We start from the raw sequence: 18,528 nt of genomic DNA on the forward strand, positions 1-18,528 counted from the left end.
GGGGGTCCGCCGATCGGGGGATGCGGGAACCAGCCGGGTGACGGCTGTCGTGGCATCCGGGCGGATGCCACGCTGGAGCCATGACCGAGAACGAACCCGCCATCCGCGTGCGCGGACTGCGCAAGACGTACGGGGCGCTCACCGCCGTCGACGGCATCGACCTCGACGTGCACCGCGGCGAGACGTTCGCGCTGCTCGGGCCGAACGGCGCCGGCAAGTCGACCACGATCGAGATCCTCGAGGGGTACCGCACCCGCACCTCGGGCGAGGTCGCGGTGCTCGGAGTCGACCCGGCGCGCGGCGATCTCGACTGGAAGGCGCGGCTCGGCATCGTGCTGCAGTCCACCGCCGAGGCGGCGCAGATGACGGTGCGCGAGCAGCTCGCCCACTTCGCGCACTTCTACCCCGACCCGCGACCGGTCGACGAGGTCATCGAGGCCGTCGGGCTGACCGCGAAGGCGAAGACCCGCATCGGCAAGCTCTCGGGCGGGCAGCGTCGCCGGGTGGATGTCGCGCTCGGCATCATCGGGCGCCCCGAACTCGTGTTCCTCGACGAACCGACGACCGGATTCGACCCCGAGGCGCGTCGCGAGTTCTGGCAGCTGATCGAGCGGCTGAAGCGCGAGGGCACCACGATCCTGCTCACCACCCACTACCTCGACGAGGCGGCACGACTCGGCGACCGGGCCGGCGTCATCCTCGGCGGGCGGCTCGTCGCGCTCGGAGCGATCGACGAGCTCGGCGGGCGCGAAGCCCGCGTACCGATCGTGAGGTGGCGCGACGCCGCCGGCGTGCGGCACGAGCAGCGCACGGAGCGGCCGGCCGAGCTGGTCGCAGCCGTCGTCGCGGCGATCGGCGGCGAGCCCGCCGAGCTCGAGGTGATCCGGCCGAGCCTCGAGGACGTGTACCTCGAGCTGGTCGGCGCGGCAGCGGGTGCCGAGAGCGAGCCCGAGGCATCCGAACCGCCCGAGCCCGAGGCATCCGCCGACCCCGAGGCATCCGAACCGCCCGAGCCCGAGGCATCCGCCGACCCCGAGGCATCCGACATCGAAGGAGTTCGCGCATGACCGCCCTCGTCACCGAGCCCGCCCATCGGGCCACCGGTCGCACCGCCCGGCCCGGGATCGTCGCGCTCGGCCTGTCCCGCATCCGCTACGAGGTGACGGGCTACTTCCGCTCGCCCGATGCGGTGTTCTTCACGTTCCTGTTCCCGCTCGTGATGCTCGGCATCTTCACCGCCGCCTTCAGCTCGGCCGGCGACATCGTGCCCGGGCCGGGCGCCGAGGGCATCACGATCGGCGCGTACTACCTGCCGGGCATGCTCGCCGCGGGCGTGCTGCTGTCGGGCGTGCAGAACCTCGCGGTCGACATCGCGACCGAGAAGGGCGACGGCACGCTGAAGCGCCTGGGCGGCACGCCGCTGTCGCCGGTGTCGTACTTCCTCGGCAAGATCGGCCAGGTCTTCGTCACCGGGGTGCTGCAGGCCGCGTTGCTGCTCGTCGTGGCAGCGACCGTGTTCGGCATCGCGCTGCCGACCGACGCCGAGTCGTGGATGACGTTCGCGTGGGTGTTCGTACTCGGCCTGACCGCGTCGGCGCTGCTCGGCATCGCGCTGTCGGCGCTGCCGCGCACGGGCAAGAGCGCGACCGCCGTCGTGATCCCGATCGTGCTGGTGCTGCAGTTCATCTCGGGCGTGTACCTGCAGTTCAACATGCTGCCCGAGTGGATGCAGAACATCGCGAGCGCGTTCCCGCTCAAGTGGATGGCGCAGGGCATGCGGGCGGCGTTCCTGCCCGACGACTTCGCGGCGCTCGAGCAGCACGGCACGTGGGATCTGGGCTGGGTCGCGATCTGGCTGGCGGTGTGGCTGGTCGTCGGGCTGGTGATCAGCCGGGTGACGTTCCGGTGGATCCGTCGCGACGCGTGATCGTCGGCTTCCCAGCGGTCGGATGACGAGGGGTCGGATGCTGCGGGGCCGCGTGAGACGATGACGACATGCTGAATCGGCGATGGTGGGACGCTGCGGCAGTCGCCGTCGCGCTCGTCGTCACGGTGATCAACGCGCTCGACACGCCGTACGGCCCGCACACGTGGGGCACGTGGGCGGTCGCGGCGGCGTTCCTGCTCTCGTACGCGGTCTACCTGCGCGGACGCATCGGCTCGACCTCGCCGGGGCACCACATCGCGGTCACGCTCGTGCTGAGCGCGCTGATCTTCGCCGGCACGGCGATCGAGCCGTCGTTCGCCGTGCTGCAGGCGATCGCGTACCCCTTCGTGTGGATCACCGCGCCGTCGACTCGGCGTGCGGTCGAGGCGAGCGTCGCCCTGTCGTTCGCCGTCGCCCTCGGGTACCCGGTGCACTCGGGGGTCGACGGCATCCTGCCCGGCATCGGCATCGCCGTGCTGTCGCTCGCGTTCAGCATCGCGCTGGGCCTCTGGATCTCGCACATCGCCGAGGTCGGTGAAGAGCACGCCCGTCTGCTCGAGGAGTTCCAGGCCGCCCAGGGCGAGCTCGCGGCACTGCACCGCGACGCCGGCGTCACCCAGGAACGCGCCCGCCTCGCCCGCGAGATCCACGACACGATCGCGCAGAGCCTCACCGGTTTGGTCATGGTCGCGCAGCGCACCGGCAACCGGCTCGGCGGCGTCCCCGGCGAGTCCGCCGAGCTCGCCCGCCGCGACGTCGCGCTCATCGAGGAGATGGCGCGCGACGCGCTCACCGAGGCGCGCGGCCTGGTCGCCTCGCTCGCCCCCGTCGAGGTCGACACCACCCTCGCGGACGCGCTCGGGCGACTCGCATCGAGCTTCGAGCGCGAGACCGGCGTGCAGGTCACGGTGCGAGCGGATGCTCCGGGGCTCGGGCGCGAGCTCGAGGTCGTGCTGCTGCGGGCCGCGCAGGAGGGACTCGCGAACGTGCGCAAGCACGCCGGCGCCGCGAACGCGTGGATCGAGCTCAGGGCCGCACCCGATGCCGCGCGCCTCAGCGTACGCGACGACGGCGTCGGCCCGGGCCCCTCGGAGGGGCACGCGCTCGGCGAACTCGGGTTCGGGCTGGCGGGGCTGCGCGATCGGGTCGGGCTCGCCGGCGGACGCATCGCGTTCGGCGCGGCACCCGGCGGCGGGGCGCTGCTGTCGGTCGAGGTGCCGCGGGGCGGGAAGGGTTCGGACGGCGCGGCCGGTGCGACGGGCCCCGACGCCGCGGAGCGTGCGGAGCGCCCGACCGGCTCCGAGCCGTCTCCGGTCGCGAACGCACCGACGGATGCCTCGGCGCCGCAGCCGGCCCCGTCGGCCGCGTCGGCCCGTGATGCAGCGGCCTGCGCCCGGCCCGAGACATCCGGAACGCCCCCGACCGCGCTCGATCGCGACCCCGCGGAACGCGGCCGGCCCGAAGCATCCGCCCCCGTTCGCGGCGAGGCGACCGCATGACCGGGCCGATCCGCATCGTCGTGGCCGACGACCATCCGATCGTGCGCGCCGGCATCGTCGGGCTGCTCGAGTCCGCGGGCGACCTCGAGGTGGTCGGCGAGGCCTCCGACGGCGAGGAGGCGGTCGCGCTCGCCGAATCGACCCGGCCCGATCTGGTGCTGATGGACCTGCGGATGCCCCGGCTCGACGGCGCCGAGGCGACCGCGCGGATCCGGGCATCCGCGGGCGACGCCCCGCGGGTGCTGGTGCTGACGACCTACGACACCGACGAGCACATCGTCGCCGCGATCGAGGCCGGCGCGAGCGGATACCTGCTGAAGGCGGCGCCGCAGGACGAGATCCTCGCGGGAATCCGCGCGGTCGTCGCGGGCGAGACGGTGCTGGCGCCGTCGGTCGCGGCGCAACTCGTTCGGCGGGTACGCGCCGAGGCGGCGGCCGGGGCGGGCTCGTCGGCTCCCCCGCCGCCCGCGCTGTCGCCGCGCGAGCTCGAGGTGCTGCGGCTCGTCGCCGCGGGCGCGTCGAACCCCGAGATCGCCCGAACGCTGTTCCTCGGCGAGGCGACCGTGAAGACGCATCTCGCGCACGCGTTCGAGAAGCTCGGCGTCAGCGACCGCACCCGCGCCGTGACCCGCGCGATGGAGCTCGGCCTGCTCTGACGGGCGCTCGGTCGGCCTGCGCTGACGGGCGCTCGGCGCGCTCGACCTGCTCGGCGCACCCGACGCACTCGGCGCACCCGGGTCGTGCTCGGGTCGCGCCCGGGTCGGGCCCGCCCGCGATCAGCCCGTGTTCTGCAGACCCGCGGCGATGCCGTTGACGGTGAGCAGCAGCAGGCGTCGATCGGCGTCGACCGGGTCCACCCGGCCGTCGGCGCGAACCGAGCGCAGCGCACGCAGCTGCAGCAACGACAGCGCGTCGACGTACGGGCTGCGCAGCCGCACCGCGCGGCGCAGCACGGGGCGCCCGGCGAGCAGTTCGGCGTGGCCGGCGGTGCGCAGCACCTGCTCGCGGGTGAGCGCGAGCTCGTCGAGCACGAGCTTCGCCAGCTCGGGGCGGTCGCCGAGGGCGAGGTACCGCTCGGCGAGCCGCACATCGGTCTTGGCCAGCGACATCTCGACGTTCTCGATCATCGACGCGAACAGCGGCCATTCGGCGTACGCCTCGTGCAGCAGCGCGTCGTCATCGACGGCCGCGAGCGCCGACCCGAGCCCGAACCATCCGGTCAGGTTGATGCGCGCCTGCGTCCACGCGAACACCCAGGGGATGGCCCGCAGATCCTCCAAGGACTCGACCGAGAGCCCGCGGCGGGCGGGCCGTGAGCCGAGGGCGAGCAGACCCACCTCCTCCATCGGTGTGACCTGGGCGAACCATGGCGCGAAGCCGTCGGCCTTGACGAGCTCGAAGAACCGCGCTCGCGACACCTCGTCGAGGCGGCTGCCCAGCTCGGCGAAGCGGTCGGCGGCCTCGCGGGTGCGCGCCTCGTTCGACGGCGCCGACGCGAGCAGCGTCGCCGCGGCCATCTGCTCGACGTGCCGCACCGCGATCGCCTGATCGCCGTAGTGCGCGAAGATCACCTCGCCCTGCTCGGTGACCTTGAACCTGCCGTCGACCGAGCCGGGCGGCTGGGCGAGCACGGCCTCGTTCGCGGGGCCGCCGCCGCGTCCGAGCGCCCCGCCGCGCCCGTGGAAGAGCGTGAGCTCGATATCGTTGCGCGCCGCCCACTCGGCGATGCGCGCCTGCGCGGCATGCAGCGCGAGGGTCGCCGAGACGGGCCCGACGTCCTTCGAGGAGTCGGAGTAGCCGAGCATGACCTCGAGCTTGCGACCGGATGCCGCGAGTCGCGCCTGCACCTGGGGCAGCGTGATGAGCCCGTCGAGGATCCCGGTCGCCGCGTCGAGGTCGGCGAACGTCTCGAACAGCGGGATCACGTCGAGCACCGGGGCGTCTTCGGCGGATCCGAGCGCCGCGGCGGCGAGCTCGTACACATTCGCGAGATCGGCGGTCGACTGGGTGAACGAGACGATGTACCGGCGGGCGGCACGCACGCCGTACCGCTGCTGCAGCCGTGTGATCGTGCGGAACACGTCGAGTACCTCGCGGGTCTGATCGCTCGGCTCGCCGCCGGCTCGCACCTCGTCGAGCGCCTGCCGGTGCACCTTCGAGTGCTGGCGCACCTCGAGCTCGGCGAGGTGGAATCCGAACGTCTCGACCTGCCAGATCAGGTGTTGCAGCTCGCCGTTCGCGCTGCGGGCGGCGCCGCTCGCGCGCAGCGAGCCCTGCACGGTGCGCAGGTCGGCGAGCAGGTCCTCGGGGCTCGCGTACGCGAGGGCGGAGCCGTGCGCGGCACCGCCCGCGCCGTGCTCACGGGTCGCCGCGATGCGTGCCGCGATGACCAGCACCGCACGGCGGTGCGGCTCGTGCGGCGCGCGCACGCCGATCTGCGACGCGACGTCGGGTGCGAGTGCGGCCTGGCGGGCGGCGAGGTCGACGAGCTCGGGCGACGGCGGGGTGTCGGACGAGTCGAGAGTCAGGGTGCGGCCGATGCGGGTCGCGGCGCGTTCGAGCCCGAGCAGCACGTGCTCGGCCTGCACGGCGGCGGCCAGCTCGGTGACCTCGGCCGTGACGAACGGGTTGCCGTCGCGGTCGGCGCCGATCCACGAGCCGAACCGCACGAACGCGGGCGCCTGCGGCGCGTCGACCCCGGCCCGGTCGCCGAGCAGCCAGTCGTCGAGCAGGCGGTACACGCGCGGCACGATCTCGAAGACGGTCTGGTCGAAGATGCTCATGGCCGTGCGCACCTCGTCGAGCGGGGTGGGCCGAGTGGTGCGGATCGGCGACGTGCGCCACAGCACGTCGATCTCTTCGAGCAGGCGGCGGTCGAGGTCGGCGGTGGTGAGCGCGCCGGGCGCGGCGCCGTCGCGCCGGGCGAGCAGGTCGGCGATGCGCCGGATGCCGGATGCGACCGCGCGGCGGCGGGCCTCGGTCGGATGAGCGGTGAAGACCGGGTGGAACCGCAGTGCGTCGAGCCGGCGACGTGCCTCGGAGGCACCGACCTCGTGCTCGAGTCGCGCGACCGCGTCGGCGAGCCCGTCGGACCTGCCGGTGCCGGCCGCGTCGCGTTCGCGAAGCACGCGCACCCGGTGGTGCTCCTCGGCGAGGTTCGCGAGGTGGAAGTACACGGTGAAGGCCCGCGCGACCTGCTCGGCGCGCTCGGACGTGAAGCCCTCGACGAGCCCCTCGGCGATGCCGAACGCCTCGGGATCGCCCTCGTAGCCGGCGATCGCGAGCCCGCGCAGCCGTTCGACGTCGTCGAGCAGTTCGGCGCCGCCGGCTTCGACGAGCACGCGACCGAGCAGGCCGCCGAGGAGGCTCACGTCGGCGCGCAGGGCCGCGTCGACCTCGACTCGAACGGCCTCGCGGTCGGCTTCGGAGGCGGAATGGGCGGATGCCGCGAATGGCGCTGCGGGAAGGCTCACCCGATCGACCGTACCCGCTCGATGTCACGACCGGATGACGCGTACGTCACACAGTGTCGGCAGGGGGTGGCGCGAACAGGGGCGATCAGGAGAGAGTAGTCCGCAGTGGTGCGGTGCAGGCGTCACCCGGCTCGACCTTCGTCACGATCCAGCCGACCAGAGAGGATCGCCATGCACCGCGGCATCCCGGGGCCCCTGCGCCGACTCGCGCGCGACCGACTGCGCCTGGGCGCGCTCGCGCTCAACGCCGCCGCGACCGCCGCGATCGCGGGCGTGCAGGCCGGCGCGGCGGCGACCCTGCAGCAGACCCTCGACGAGCACTGGCGGGGCGCGTACGACCTGATCGTCACCGCCGACGCGGGCGACGGAGGCGGCACGGTCGCGTTCGCCGCGGGTGCGTCGGGCGCGCCGGGCGCCTCGGACCTGACGGATGCCCCGGTCGCGGGCGGGCCCGCATCCGCCCCGCTGCTCGCGCCCAACGCGCTGGCCGCCGATCCCGAAGCGGGCGTGACCTCCGATCAGCTCGAAGCGATCCGCGCGATCGCGGGCGTCGACGTGGCCGCGCCGCTCGCCCGGGTGCTGCTGCCCCGCATCGGCGGCGGCACGCTGCGCTTCTCGGTGCCGATCGACGCGGGGCGCACGACGCCCGACCCGCGCGCCTGGCGGGCGACGGTGCGGGTGCTCACCGACGACGGGCTGGGGCCGCGACTGGTGACCGAGCAGTCCGTCGCGCTCGTCGTCGACGACGCCGATGTCGACCGGGTCGTGCACCTGCGCCCCGACCAGGTGCGGCCTGATGATTTCTGCGTCCTCGACGGGGTGTCGTACCCGATGGACTCACCCGAGGCCGATCCGTGCCGGTGGCGGGACGTGCACACGGTGGCGGTGCGGACCGGGTCGCAGGTCACGGCGGGCGGCGAGGTCGTCGACGGGCGCCTCGTGTTCGACGTGATCGACACGCCGCGCGCGAACCCCGTGCTCACCCTCGTCGACGCGGCGGCCGAGCGCGAGCTGCTGGGCGAGGCGGGGGCGTTCCTCGATCCGCTGGTCGCGGCCCGATCGGCGGGCACGGATGCCTCGCGGCTGCGGTCGTGGCTCGAGCAGCAGCCGGGCGAGGTCGCCGCGCACAGCGTCGGCACGTACGCCGCGATGCAGCAGCGCGCCGACGACCTCGCGACGACATGGGTTGCGCGCGGCCTGCCGCTCGACGCGCTGCCCTCCGGACTGCCCGACGGGCTGCCGGTGCTCGTCGGCCCGACGGCCGATCAAACGCTGCGGCTCGAGGTCGACCTCGAGGACTTCGGGCCGACCGCCGTCTCGGATCGGATCGCGGGCGGCTACGCGTTCCCCGACGCGCTGATCGACGGGTTGCCGGGCGAACCTGCGGGCCGCATCGAAGCCGATGCCGGTGCGCTGCTCGACCCGCTCTCGGACGCCAGGATCGTGCTGCCCTGGCCCGGCACCGAGGCGCCGGCGCTCGATCCGCTGCATCCGGACTTCCCGGCCTTCGACGGTGGCGTGCCGCTCGCCGCACCCCACTACCGCCCGACCGAGGCGGGCCCCCGCCTGGACGCCGAGCGCTACTCCCCCGGATACCGCAGCCTGCTGTTCGGCTACGAGGTCGGCAGCCCGGTGCTCGAAACGAGCCCCGGCGGCGGCGCGGTCGGCTCGGAATCCGTCTACGGCACGCTCGGCGACATCCCGACCCTCGACCAGGGCGAACCGGTCGCGCAACAGCTCGTGCCGGTTGGCGAGCTCGACCTCGACGGGGTGTCGGCCCTCGCCGACCCGCTCGCGGCCGCGCCCCTCGGCGCGTACGAGTCGGCGGGTGCGATCCTCGTGGCCGACGGCGACGGCGAACCCGTCGACCCGACCGAGCTGCGGCCGAACCTCAGCGGAACGGGGCTCGTGAACGCCGCGACTACGCTCGTCGCCGATCTGGCCTCCGTCGACCCCGACGCCGCCGACGTGCCGATCCAGGCGGTGCGGGTCCGTGTCGCGGGCATCGACGAGTTCGACGCCGACGCGCTGGCGCGCATCGACGGGGTCGCGCAGCGGATCCGCGCGCTCGGACTCGACGTCGTGCACGCCGCGGGCTCGAGCCCGATCGACGTCGACGTGGCCGTCGGCGGGTACGCGTTCGGCACCCTCGACGCCGCATCGCCGCAGCGCGTCGGCGCGCTCGGGGTCGTGCGTCAGCGCTGGACCGAGCTCGAGGCGGCGTCGCGCGTCGGTAGTGCGATCAGCACCGCCACCACGATCGCGCTCGGTGCGGGCCTCGGCGCGGCCGCCCTGCTCGTCGGCGCGTCGACCCTCGTGGCGATCCCGGGCCGGCGCCGGGTCGCGAGCACGCTTCGGATGATCGGCTGGCGCCGACGACGCATCGTGCAGTGGTTCGGGCTCGAAGAACTGATCGCCGTGGGGGTGATCGCCGCCACCGGCACCGCCGCCGTGCTCGTCGCGCGCGACCGGGGACTCACCCTCATCGGCGCCGCCGCAGCGGTGACCATCGTCGCGGCATTCGGCGCGGCATCCGTCATCGCCGGATCGCAGGGCGAGACCCGCCCGCGCGGCCGGCGCAGCGCCGTCGCCCGGGTCGGCCGACGCGGGCGAACCGCGCTGCGCCCGCTCACCGCGGCACGGTTCGGCGTGCGGCAGGTGCGCATCCACCCGCTGTTCGCCGCGAGCGTCGTGCTCACCATGCTGACCGCCGCCGGAGCCGCCGTGTCGATCACCACGATCGTGCTCGCCGAGCGCGACGCGGCCGGCGCGAGTCTGCTCGCCGGGTTCGCGCTCGGGCAGGCGCTCGCGGCACGGCTGCTGCTGGCCGGCGTCGCGCTCGTGGCCGCCGCGGTGCTCGGCGTGCTGAGCCGGCGGCTCGAGATCCGGCGGCGTGCGGCTCAAGACGGCGTGCTACGCGCCATCGGTTGGACCGGGGCCGAACGACGTCGGGCCTGGCGGGCGGAATCGCTCGCGATCATCGGTCCCGCCGCCGTGGTCGTCACGACCGTCGCCGCCGCGATCACGGCCGCCGTGCGGCCCGGCGACACCGTGCTGCTCGCCGGCATCACCGCGGCCTCGGCGACGCTCGCCGGCACCGCCACCCTCGCCACCCGTCGGCGCACGCGCCACGGGGCATCCTCTCGAACCGAACGGAACCGACGATGACCGCACGACTCGAACTCGACTCCGTCACGATCCGGCACCCGCGCGACGGCGACACCGACCTCGAGGTGGTCGCCGACTGGTCGCTCGGCGTGCCGGCCGGCACGATGCACTGCCTCGCGGGGCGCAGCGGGTCGGGGAAGACGAGCATCCTGCGGGTCGCGGCCGGTCTCACCCGCCCCGCGGCCGGCGAGGTGCGATGGTCGGGCGACGGACTCGCCGACCTGCCCGACGACCGCATCACCGCCCGGCGGCGCTCGGAGGTCGGCTACCTCGACCAGGGCGGCGCGCTCGTCGACGGCATGACCGCGCTCGAGAACGTGCTGCTGCCCGCCGTGCCCGACCACCGGGTCGCCGAGCTGCGACCACGAGCCGCGGCTCTGCTCGACGAACTCGGAGTCGGAGGCCGGCTCGCGCACACGCCCGACCGGCTCTCGGGCGGCGAGCGCCAGCGCGTCGCCCTCGCACGCGCGCTGCTGCTCGAACCCGGCATCGTGATGGCCGACGAACCGACGGCGAGCCTCGACCGCACCACCGCCGACGGCGTGATCGCCCTGCTCACCGGCCTCGCCGCCACGGGCATCTCGGTGCTCGTCGCATCGCACGACGCCCGCCTCATCGCCGCGGCCGACACCCGCACCGACCTCGCCTGACCCCCGCCGCACAGTGCTTTTCCCCGCCGCACAGTGCTTTTCTCAGGAGGAACGGCCGAATCCGCCCCGTTTTCAGGAGAACACGCCGTGATCGGCGGCGAACCGACCCATTACGCCTGAAAAAGGAATTCGGTACCCGCGCGACGGGGCGGGCGGGGGGCTCGGGTCGCCGCTACAGCTCTATGCCGACGAGCACCGGCTCGGGGCGCAGCAGCAGGCCGAACTCGGCCTGCACACGGCCCTGCACGAAGCGCGCGAGCTGCGCGATCTCTTCCGCGGTCGCGCCGCCGCGATTCGTGAGCGCGAGCGTGTGCTTCGACGAGATCGCCGCGCGTGAGCCCGGCAGCGCGAACCCGCGGCGGATCCCGGCGTGCTCGATCAGCCAGGCGGCCGACAGTTTGACGAGGGTTTCGGCGGGCGCGGCATCCGGCTCGGATACGGCGGATGCCTCGAGCGAGGCCTGATGCGCGAGGAACGCGTCGAGCGGCGACCCGCTCGCGAGCTCGGCCAACGGGGTCACCTCGTCGGGCTCGTCGGGCTCGAGGTACCAGCGGGGCGCGTCGGCGGGCAACGTGCGCGCGAACCGCTCGGTGACGATCGGGTTCGTGAAGAACGAGCCCGCGCTCACCGAGTCGGGGTCGTCGGGGTCGAGCACCATGCCCTTCGAGGCCCGCAGCGCGAGCACCGCGTCGCGCACGCGTGCGAGCGGCACCCGGTCGCCGAGCTGCACGCCCAGCGCGCCCGCGAGCTGCGCGTACGCCACGGGCGAGCCGATCGCCACGCCGAGCACCTCGCGCTCGGCGGCGGTGTCGTGCAGATCGAGCTCGACCGACACCACGATGCCCGCGAGGCCCTGCTTCAGCACCGAGGTGCGGTAGCCGAGCTCGAGCTCGTCGGCCGTCATGCGCCGAGGCGTCGACGCGCCCTCGTCGAGGAACTCGATCGCGACCAGCGTCGACGACAGCTCCTGCCCGTACGCGCCGATGTTCTGCACCGGCGCCGCTCCGACCGACCCCGGGATGCCGCTGAGCGCCTCGATGCCCGAGAACCCCTGCGCCACCGTCCAGGCGACGAGGTCGTCCCACGTCTCGCCCGCCTGCACCCGGATCCGCACGCGGTGCACCGAGGCATCCGTCGCCGCGAGACCGCCGGGCGAGGCATCCGGAAGCACCTCGATGCCGTGCGTCGCGACCCTGATGACGGTGCCCTCGAAGCCCTCGTCACCGACGAGCAGGTTGGACCCGCCGCCGAGCGCCAACCAGGGCTCACCCGACCCCCACGCTGCCGATGCGAGGTCGACCAGGTCGCGCTGGGTGGTCGCAGTGACGAGCCGACCGATCGGTCCGCCGACCCGCAGCGTCGTGAGGTCGCTGAATCGTGAAGCGTCGCCCATGTCAGCCGAGGCCAACCACGACCTGCGTCTTGCCGAGCACCGTCTCGTCGCCGACCTTCACCGTGAGGTCGATGCGCGCGGTGCGCGCGTCGGCGTCGAGCTGCCCGACCTTCGCGATCACGGCGACGACCGCGCCGACCTCGGGGTCGACCACGACCGGCCGCGTGAACCGGGCCTGATAGTCGCGGATGCGCCCCGGGTCGCCCACCCAGTCGACGACCGGCTGCACCGCGAAGCCCATCGTGAGCATGCCGTGGGCGAGCACGCCCGGCAGGCCCACGGCCTTCGCGATGTCATCGCGGTAGTGGATGGGATTGAAGTCGCCGGATGCCCCCGCGTAGCGCACGAGCGCATCGCGGGTCAGCGGAAACGACTGCTCGGCGACGATGTCGCCGACGGCGAGGGCGTCGAAGTCGGGCGCGGGCACGGATGCTACGGAGCTGGCGTTCATCAGTCGTCTCCTCGCACGACGAGGGTGGAGATCGCGGTCACGACGTGGTCGCCCGACGCATCGGTGACGGCCGTCGCGGCCGACACCATCGAGTGGGCGCCGAGCGTCTTCACGCTCGTGACCGTGAGCTGTGCGGTGAGCTCGTCGCCCGCGACGATCGCGCGCGACGCGGTGAACCGCTGATCGCCGTGCACCACGCGCGAGAAGTCGATGCCGGTGTCGGGCTGGGCGAGCAGTTCGTCGAGGGCGAGGGCCTGCAGCACGACCGCGAATGTCGGCGGGGCGACCACGTCGGTGTGGCCTGCGGCGCGCGCGGCGTCGACGTCGAGGTGGATCGGATTCGTCGCGAACACCGCCCGCGCGAACTCGCGCACCTTCTCGCGGCCGACGAGGTACGGCTCGCTCGGCGGCAGGGCGCGCCCCTGGAGCTCGGGGTTCACTGGCATGCGGGCCAGTCTACGGAACGGTCGGATGCCTCGCCCGCCCCGGTGCCGCCACGGTGGCGCCGCCGCACCCCTTCCCTGCGTCGGGGTCGCTTGTCGTCGCTCCGCGGTGCGTGATGCGGCAACGAGCGTCCCCGGCAAAGGGTGGCCCCGGGGTTGGGAGGAGGTGGCGGGCGGGTGGAGGTGGGGGGTGGGGGCGTCTACAGCAGGCGGCGGGCGGTCGCCCAGGCGGTCAGCTCGTGCCGGCTCGAGAGCTGCAGCTTGCGCAGCACGGATGACACGTGCGACTCGACGGTCTTGGCCGAGATGAACAGCGTCGCCGCCACCTCTTTGTAGGCGTACCCGCGGGCGATGAGCCGCATCACCTCCTGCTCGCGCGCCGAGAGCCGGTCGAGTTCGTCGTCGGCCGCGGCGATCTCGCCGACCGCGGCGCCGAACGCGTCGAGCACGAACCCGGCGAGCCGCGGCGAGAACACCGCGTCGCCGCCCGCGACCGCGTGCACGGCGCGGCTCACCTCGTCGGCCGACGCGCCCTTCGTGAGATAGCCGCGGGCACCGGCGCGGATCACGCCGACCACGTCCTCCGCGGAGTCCGACACGCTGAGCGCGAGGAACCGGGTGTCGGGCACCTCGGCGGCGACCCGCTGCACCACCTCGGCACCGCCCGAGGCGGAGGTGTTCGTTCCGCCGGGCAGATGCACGTCGAGCAGCACGACATCGGGTCGGGTCTCGGCGACCACGGCGACCGCAGAGGGCACATCGGATGCCTCGCCCACGACGTGAATCGCCGGGTCGAGGCCGGCCCGCAGGCCCGAGCGGAAGATCGAGTGATCGTCGACGACCACGACGCGGAGGGCGGGATGCGTCGGCGCGGATGACTCGTCAGGCACGGGCGGGCTCCGTCTCGAATCGCAGGTGCACCTCGGTGCCGGTGCCGTCGGCGCCGGGGCGCACCGTCGCGCGACCGCCGACCCGGCGCATGCGGCCGATGATCGACTCGCGCACGCCGAGCCGGTCGTCGGGCAGCGTCGTCGGGTCGAATCCGGGGCCGCGATCGCGCACGTACACGTCGACCGCGGTCGGTGACCCCTCGAGGTACACCGACACCTCGCCGCCGGCGTGGCGTGCGGCGTTCAGCATCGCCTCGCGCGCCGCGGCGGCGACCTCGCCACTCGCTCGCTCGTCGCTCATGCCGACCGCGACCACCTCGATGCGCACGGGGTAGTCGAGCTCGAGCGCGGCGGCGTAGTCGCGCAGGTCGGTGGCGAGGTCGCTGTCGGCGGGCGCCTCCCCTTCGAACAGCCAGCTGCGCAGCTCGCGCTCCTGGGCGCGGGCCAGCCGCCCGGCCTCGCTCGACGCGCCGGCCCGGTTCTGGATGAGCGCGAGCGTCTGCAGCACCGAGTCGTGCAGGTGCGCGGCCATCGCGCTGCGCTGTTCGTCGCGGATGCGACGCACGCGCTCGTCGTTCAAGTCGCGCCACACGCGCACGAGCCCCGGCGCGTAGACGAGGCCGATCCCGATGAGCACGCCGAGTGCCGCGGGGACCGCGATGTACGGCCACCAGCGCAGCGCCGGGCCGAGCAGCAGTGCGATCGCGAGCGCGCCCAGCGCGACGGTGAGCGCCGCGCGCACGGCCGTCTCGGTGCGCCGGCCGCGTTCGGGGTCGGGTCGGTCGATGAAGCCGACCCAGGCGGCGGCGGCGAGCGCGAGCAGCACCGCGAGCACGACTGGTGCGAGCCAGGGCGGCGCACCGGGCACCGACCACGAGTACGCGGCGAGGCTCAGCACGATCGCGACGAGGGCGGCCAGCACTGCCCCGACCGTGAGCACCACCGCCACGGGCGCACGGCGGTGCACCCGATCGTCGGGCCCCGAGGCATCCGCCCAGGGCGTGAACGCCCACAGCCACGCGTACAGCAGCGCACCGGCGCCGCCCAGCAGCGCGGTCGCGACGAAGACCACGCGCACCAGCGGCACCGGCCAGCCGAGGTGGTCGGCGAGCCCGCCCGCGACCCCCGCGACGAGGCACTCGCGACGGCGCGCGAGCGCCGGCGAGCTGCGGACGGGCGGGGCGGCGGTCATGCTCCGATCCAATCAGACAGCACCGGCCGCGGCACGGGGTCGAGCCGGGATTCAGGGTCGCGTCAGGGAGGTTCCGGATGGCCGATCGGATGCCTCGTCGGCCACGATCGGAGCATGGCATCGACCTCGACCCCTCCCGATACCGACGGCCCCGCGGCGGGCGCGCCGGGTGCGACCGGTTCGCCCGGCGCTGCACCGACGGGCCCCGGCTTCTACGGCTGGCTGCGCTCGATCGGCATTCCTCGCACCCCCGGCTGGATCGGCGGCGTCTGCGCCGGCGTCGGCGCCCGGCTCGGCATCGACCCGATCCTGGTGCGCGGCGTGCTCGTGGTGTTCGCGCTCTTCGCGCCGCTCGCGTTCCTCGCCTACGGCGCAGCGTGGCTGCTGCTGCCCGACCTGCAGGGGCGCATCCACCTCGAGCGACTGCTGCGCGGCACGTTCGACAGCGCGATCGTGGGCATCGCGCTGTTCCTGCTGGTGGGGCTCGCCCCGTTCGCGTTCGGCGTGCCGTCGTTCGTGCAGGGCGTGTTCGGCGCGGTGTGGGCCGGCAACTTCTGGACGGGCCCGTGGTTCAACCCGCTCGGCATCAACCTGCTGCCTGTGCTGTGGACGCTGCTGCTCATCGGCGGCATCGTCGCGCTCGTGATCTGGCTGGTGCGACGCGCGGCCGGCAGCCCCGAGGGCGAGACCGGCCCCGAGGCCGCGTTCGCGGCGTACGAGGCGACCGGCCGGGCGGGTGGGCCGGCTTCCACGGGTTCGGATGCCACGGATGCTCCGGATGCCGCGGCCGCCACGGATGCCACGGATCCCGCCACGAGCGCACCGGCCGCCGCCGCGATCGCCGACGCCACCGTGCCGGCGCCGGGCGAAGCATCCGCACCGGCCCCGCCGACCGGCGAACCTCCGGCACCGGGCGGACCCCTGGCACCCGGCGAACCTTCGGCACCCGGCGAACCCCTGGCACCCGGCGAACCCCTGGCACCCGCACGCCCGGCCGGCGCCGACGACTACGATGCGTGGCGCGCGCAGTACGACGCGTGGCGCGTCGAGCACGACCGCTGGAAGCAGGATCAGGCCGCCGCGAACCGGGCCGCCCGCGCCCAGGTCGCCGCCGAGAACCGAGCGAGGGCCGCCGCGTTCCAGGCGCAGGCCGAGGAAGCGCGGCGCATCCGCCGGCTGACTCGCCCGCGCACGAGCTTCGCGTACGTGGTCACGACCTTCGGGGCCGCCCTCGTGGCCGGCGGCATCGCCTCGGCGTACGCCCTCGGCGGAGGATCGCAGTCGGCGTACGCCGCACCCATCGGGCTCGCCGTGGCGACCATCGTCTGCGCGCTCTCGATGGTGCTCGCCGGGGCGCTGCGCCGGCGCAGCGGGTTCCTCGCGTTCGTGACGATCGTGCTGCTCGTCGGCACGCTCGGATCGGCGGCTGTGCCGCGCACGAGCGAGTTCGCGTTCGGCTCGACCGGGGGGAGACTGCAGCCGGTCACGATCATCCAGCCGGTCGGAGACGTGCGGGTCTCGCTCGACCATCGCGTCGCCTCGCAGCCCGGAACCCCGACGATGCGCGTGCTCCAGGGCGCGGGCGGCATCTCCGTCGAGGTCCGCGACGGTACCCGGCTGCAGCTCGAGGTCGAGTGCGGATCATGCTCGATCTCGCTCGCGCGAGCCGACGGACTCTCGTTTGAGTACTACGACGGAATCCAGCTCACCGCGGGCGTCGGCAGCGCGTCGAGCTGGGAGCGCGTGATCGGCCCCGGGCTCGAGCCCGGCACGCCCGACGCCATCCTCGCGATCCGCGCGGGCGCGACGCGCATCGAGGTGGTCGAGTTCCCCGTGGATCCGCGCACCGGCAACGACATCGAGGAGAACTGACATGGCCGACGACACCCGACCCACGACCCCGTTCGACCCTGCGCCCGACGGCACGCAGCCGCCCGCGGCATCCGAGACCCCTGTCACCGAGACCTCCGTCACCGAGCTCATCCCGCCCGCCGAAGCGGCAGCCCGTGACGTGCGGCTCGCGCCAGCGGCATCCGCCCCGTTGCCCCGACCGCGCGTGCGCTGGGGCGCGATCATCTGGGGGCTGGTGTTCGCCGCGGTCGCGGCGGGCGTGCTCTGGATCCTGCTCGATCCCGCGATGCGCGACGCCGTGTCGGCGTGGTGGTTCGCGCTGTCGCCCGGCAGCATGCTGCTCGCCGCGCTCGTGGTGCTCGGCGCGGTGCTGCTCATCGCCGGCGTCGCGGGCCTCGCCCGTCGCGCCTCACGTGCGCGCCACGACGAGGAACCCCAGATAGATCAGGTACGCCGTCACCATCAGCGATCCTTCCAGTCGTGAGACCCGCCGGCCCGACAGCATGATCGGCGCCAACGCGAACGACACGGCCACCATGATCGGCAGGTCGATGAGCACCAGCTCGGGTTCGATCGGCACTGCCCCCGGCGCCACCAGCAGTGTGACGCCGAGGATGATCGTCAGGTTGTAGATGCTCGAGCCGATCAGGTTGCCGATCGCGATGTCGCGCTCACCGCGGATCGTGGAGATGATCGTGGTCGCCAGCTCGGGCGCGCTCGTGCCGATCGCGACGATGGTGAGGCCGATGAGCGCGTCGGACACCCCGAGCGCGCTCGCCACCTCGACCGCGCCGTCGACGAGCCAGTCGGCGCCGAGGATGGTCACCGCGATCCCCGCGACGAGCACGATCGCCTGCATCACGGTCGCCCGCACGGTGTGCACCGTGCGGGCCGAACCGGATGCCTCGGGCTCGGCGGGATACTCCTCGGCGAATTCGGCGGCCACGAAGGAGCTCTCGCGCCGGGTCCAGCGCACGAGCAGCAGCGTGTAGACGATCGCGAAGAGCACGAGCGGCACGCCCTCCCACACGTCGAGCACACCGTCGACGGCGAAGAGGTACAGCAGCAGCGCCGCGCCGCCCATCATCGGCAGGTCGAGGCGCAGCGTCTGCAGCCCGACCGCGAGCGGGCGGATCGCCGCCGAGAGCCCGAGGATGAGCAGGATGTTCACGACGTTCGTGCCGGCGATGTTGCCGACCGCGAGCGAACCCGCGCCCACCCGCACCGAGTCGATGCCGACCGCCAGCTCGGGCAGGCTCGTACCGATCGACACGACCGTGAGCCCCACGACGATCGGCGGAATGCCGAGCCGCCTCGCGAGGCGCGCGCCCGAGCGCACGACCAGCTCCGCCCCGATCACGAGGGCCACGAGGCCCAGGATGAGCCAGACGACGGGCGGCATGCGCCAAGACTATTGGGCGGGAGCCGGTCGACTCACCCCCTCCCACCCCACCCCGGCACGCAATGCAGGTCGGGAGGGCATCTCGCGTGCGAAATGCGGGCTGGATGCCCCGCGACACACCTCCGAACCTGAATTGCGCACCAGGGCCGCACGCGCGAGGGGCGGCAGGCCGGGCACGCGCGGCGCGCA

Annotated in this window: 15 protein-coding genes; 8 read left to right on the top strand and 7 right to left on the bottom strand. The window is 73.9% G+C overall.

The features are described from left to right. Positions 1 to 80 precede the first annotated feature (80 nt). The 4 genes from FLP10_RS06125 to FLP10_RS06140 all read left to right on the top strand — a co-directional run bounded on the left by FLP10_RS06125 (position 81) and on the right by FLP10_RS06140 (position 4,082). Entirely contained in the window at positions 81 to 1,067 is a 987-nt protein-coding gene (locus FLP10_RS06125) for an ABC transporter ATP-binding protein (protein WP_149160067.1), read from the top strand. Further along, entirely contained in the window at positions 1,064 to 1,927 is an 864-nt protein-coding gene (locus tag FLP10_RS06130; RefSeq protein WP_149160068.1) for an ABC transporter permease, read from the top strand. Before FLP10_RS06125 ends, FLP10_RS06130 begins: the two co-directional genes overlap by 4 nt. Positions 1,928 to 1,995: 68 nt before the next feature. Then, positions 1,996 to 3,426: a sensor histidine kinase gene (locus FLP10_RS06135; RefSeq protein ID WP_149160069.1), complete on the top strand. Its 1,431-nt coding sequence runs from the start codon at positions 1,996 to 1,998 to the stop codon at positions 3,424 to 3,426. Continuing rightward, complete coding sequence (locus FLP10_RS06140) at positions 3,423 to 4,082, top strand: response regulator (RefSeq protein WP_149160070.1); 660 nt, start codon at positions 3,423 to 3,425, stop codon at positions 4,080 to 4,082. The genes FLP10_RS06135 and FLP10_RS06140 overlap by 4 nt, the downstream gene beginning before the upstream one ends. Before the next feature lie 120 nt (positions 4,083 to 4,202). Here the strand turns inward: FLP10_RS06140 and FLP10_RS06145 are convergent, their stop codons facing one another. After that, positions 4,203 to 6,899, bottom strand: coding sequence for a phosphoenolpyruvate carboxylase (locus FLP10_RS06145; RefSeq protein ID WP_149160071.1), 2,697 nt, complete (start codon positions 6,897 to 6,899; stop codon positions 4,203 to 4,205). A gap of 171 nt (positions 6,900 to 7,070) precedes the next feature. Between FLP10_RS06145 and FLP10_RS06150 the strand changes: the two genes are divergently transcribed. Both FLP10_RS06150 and FLP10_RS06155 read left to right on the top strand, forming a co-directional pair. Next, positions 7,071 to 10,067, top strand: coding sequence for a hypothetical protein (locus FLP10_RS06150; RefSeq protein ID WP_149160072.1), 2,997 nt, complete (start codon positions 7,071 to 7,073; stop codon positions 10,065 to 10,067). Continuing rightward, complete coding sequence (locus FLP10_RS06155; RefSeq protein ID WP_149160073.1) at positions 10,064 to 10,717, top strand: ABC transporter ATP-binding protein; 654 nt, start codon at positions 10,064 to 10,066, stop codon at positions 10,715 to 10,717. The genes FLP10_RS06150 and FLP10_RS06155 overlap by 4 nt, the downstream gene beginning before the upstream one ends. Before the next feature lie 172 nt (positions 10,718 to 10,889). On the opposite strand, the gene FLP10_RS06160 is transcribed toward FLP10_RS06155, so the two are convergent. The 5 genes from FLP10_RS06160 to FLP10_RS06180 all read right to left on the bottom strand — a co-directional run bounded on the left by FLP10_RS06160 (position 10,890) and on the right by FLP10_RS06180 (position 15,086). Then, on the bottom strand, positions 10,890 to 12,110 hold the full coding sequence (locus FLP10_RS06160; protein WP_149160074.1) for a UDP-N-acetylmuramate dehydrogenase: 1,221 nt from the start codon (positions 12,108 to 12,110) through the stop codon (positions 10,890 to 10,892). A gap of 1 nt (position 12,111) precedes the next feature. Next, a complete protein-coding gene (locus FLP10_RS06165; RefSeq protein ID WP_168209115.1) occupies positions 12,112 to 12,561 on the bottom strand; it encodes a MaoC family dehydratase in 450 nt (149 codons plus the stop codon). Continuing rightward, positions 12,561 to 13,007 carry a MaoC family dehydratase N-terminal domain-containing protein gene (locus FLP10_RS06170; protein WP_149160075.1) on the bottom strand — a complete coding sequence of 149 codons (447 nt, stop codon included), beginning with the start codon at positions 13,005 to 13,007 and terminating at the stop codon, positions 12,561 to 12,563. Before FLP10_RS06170 ends, FLP10_RS06165 begins: the two co-directional genes overlap by 1 nt. Positions 13,008 to 13,204: 197 nt before the next feature. After that, on the bottom strand, positions 13,205 to 13,894 hold the full coding sequence (locus FLP10_RS06175; protein WP_149160076.1) for a LuxR C-terminal-related transcriptional regulator: 690 nt from the start codon (positions 13,892 to 13,894) through the stop codon (positions 13,205 to 13,207). Then, entirely contained in the window at positions 13,887 to 15,086 is a 1,200-nt protein-coding gene (locus FLP10_RS06180; RefSeq protein ID WP_149160077.1) for an ATP-binding protein, read from the bottom strand. Before FLP10_RS06180 ends, FLP10_RS06175 begins: the two co-directional genes overlap by 8 nt. A gap of 114 nt (positions 15,087 to 15,200) precedes the next feature. Here FLP10_RS06180 and FLP10_RS06185 point away from each other — a divergent pair, with 114 nt between their 5' ends. Both FLP10_RS06185 and FLP10_RS06190 read left to right on the top strand, forming a co-directional pair. Beyond that, on the top strand, positions 15,201 to 16,958 hold the full coding sequence (locus FLP10_RS06185) for a PspC domain-containing protein (protein WP_149160078.1): 1,758 nt from the start codon (positions 15,201 to 15,203) through the stop codon (positions 16,956 to 16,958). Between the two features lies 1 nt (position 16,959). Next, complete coding sequence (locus FLP10_RS06190) at positions 16,960 to 17,421, top strand: hypothetical protein (RefSeq protein WP_149160079.1); 462 nt, start codon at positions 16,960 to 16,962, stop codon at positions 17,419 to 17,421. Here FLP10_RS06190 and FLP10_RS06195 read toward each other — a convergent pair. Beyond that, the gene (locus FLP10_RS06195; protein WP_149160080.1) at positions 17,347 to 18,339 is read right to left on the bottom strand and encodes a calcium/sodium antiporter; all 993 of its coding nucleotides are present in this window, start codon (positions 18,337 to 18,339) and stop codon (positions 17,347 to 17,349) included. The genes FLP10_RS06190 and FLP10_RS06195 overlap by 75 nt on opposite strands. Between the last annotated feature and the right edge of the window lie 189 nt (positions 18,340 to 18,528).

The organism is Agromyces intestinalis, from assembly GCF_008365295.1.
Classification (GTDB): domain Bacteria; phylum Actinomycetota; class Actinomycetes; order Actinomycetales; family Microbacteriaceae; genus Agromyces; species Agromyces intestinalis.

Bases quoted from the DNA above. Each gene is read 5' to 3' on its own strand.
- FLP10_RS06125 (WP_149160067.1), top strand. From the start codon at position 81: ATGACCGAGAACGAACCCGCCATCCGCGTGCGCGGACTGCGCAAGACG.
- FLP10_RS06130 (WP_149160068.1), top strand. From the start codon at position 1,064: ATGACCGCCCTCGTCACCGAGCCCGCCCATCGGGCCACCGGTCGCACC.
- FLP10_RS06135 (WP_149160069.1), top strand. From the start codon at position 1,996: ATGCTGAATCGGCGATGGTGGGACGCTGCGGCAGTCGCCGTCGCGCTC.
- FLP10_RS06140 (WP_149160070.1), top strand. From the start codon at position 3,423: ATGACCGGGCCGATCCGCATCGTCGTGGCCGACGACCATCCGATCGTG.
- FLP10_RS06150 (WP_149160072.1), top strand. From the start codon at position 7,071: ATGCACCGCGGCATCCCGGGGCCCCTGCGCCGACTCGCGCGCGACCGA.
- FLP10_RS06155 (WP_149160073.1), top strand. From the start codon at position 10,064: ATGACCGCACGACTCGAACTCGACTCCGTCACGATCCGGCACCCGCGC.
- FLP10_RS06160 (WP_149160074.1), bottom strand. From the start codon at position 12,110: ATGGGCGACGCTTCACGATTCAGCGACCTCACGACGCTGCGGGTCGGC.
- FLP10_RS06165 (WP_168209115.1), bottom strand. From the start codon at position 12,561: ATGAACGCCAGCTCCGTAGCATCCGTGCCCGCGCCCGACTTCGACGCC.
- FLP10_RS06170 (WP_149160075.1), bottom strand. From the start codon at position 13,007: ATGCCAGTGAACCCCGAGCTCCAGGGGCGCGCCCTGCCGCCGAGCGAG.
- FLP10_RS06180 (WP_149160077.1), bottom strand. From the start codon at position 15,086: ATGACCGCCGCCCCGCCCGTCCGCAGCTCGCCGGCGCTCGCGCGCCGT.
- FLP10_RS06185 (WP_149160078.1), top strand. From the start codon at position 15,201: ATGGCATCGACCTCGACCCCTCCCGATACCGACGGCCCCGCGGCGGGC.
- FLP10_RS06190 (WP_149160079.1), top strand. From the start codon at position 16,960: ATGGCCGACGACACCCGACCCACGACCCCGTTCGACCCTGCGCCCGAC.
- FLP10_RS06195 (WP_149160080.1), bottom strand. From the start codon at position 18,339: ATGCCGCCCGTCGTCTGGCTCATCCTGGGCCTCGTGGCCCTCGTGATC.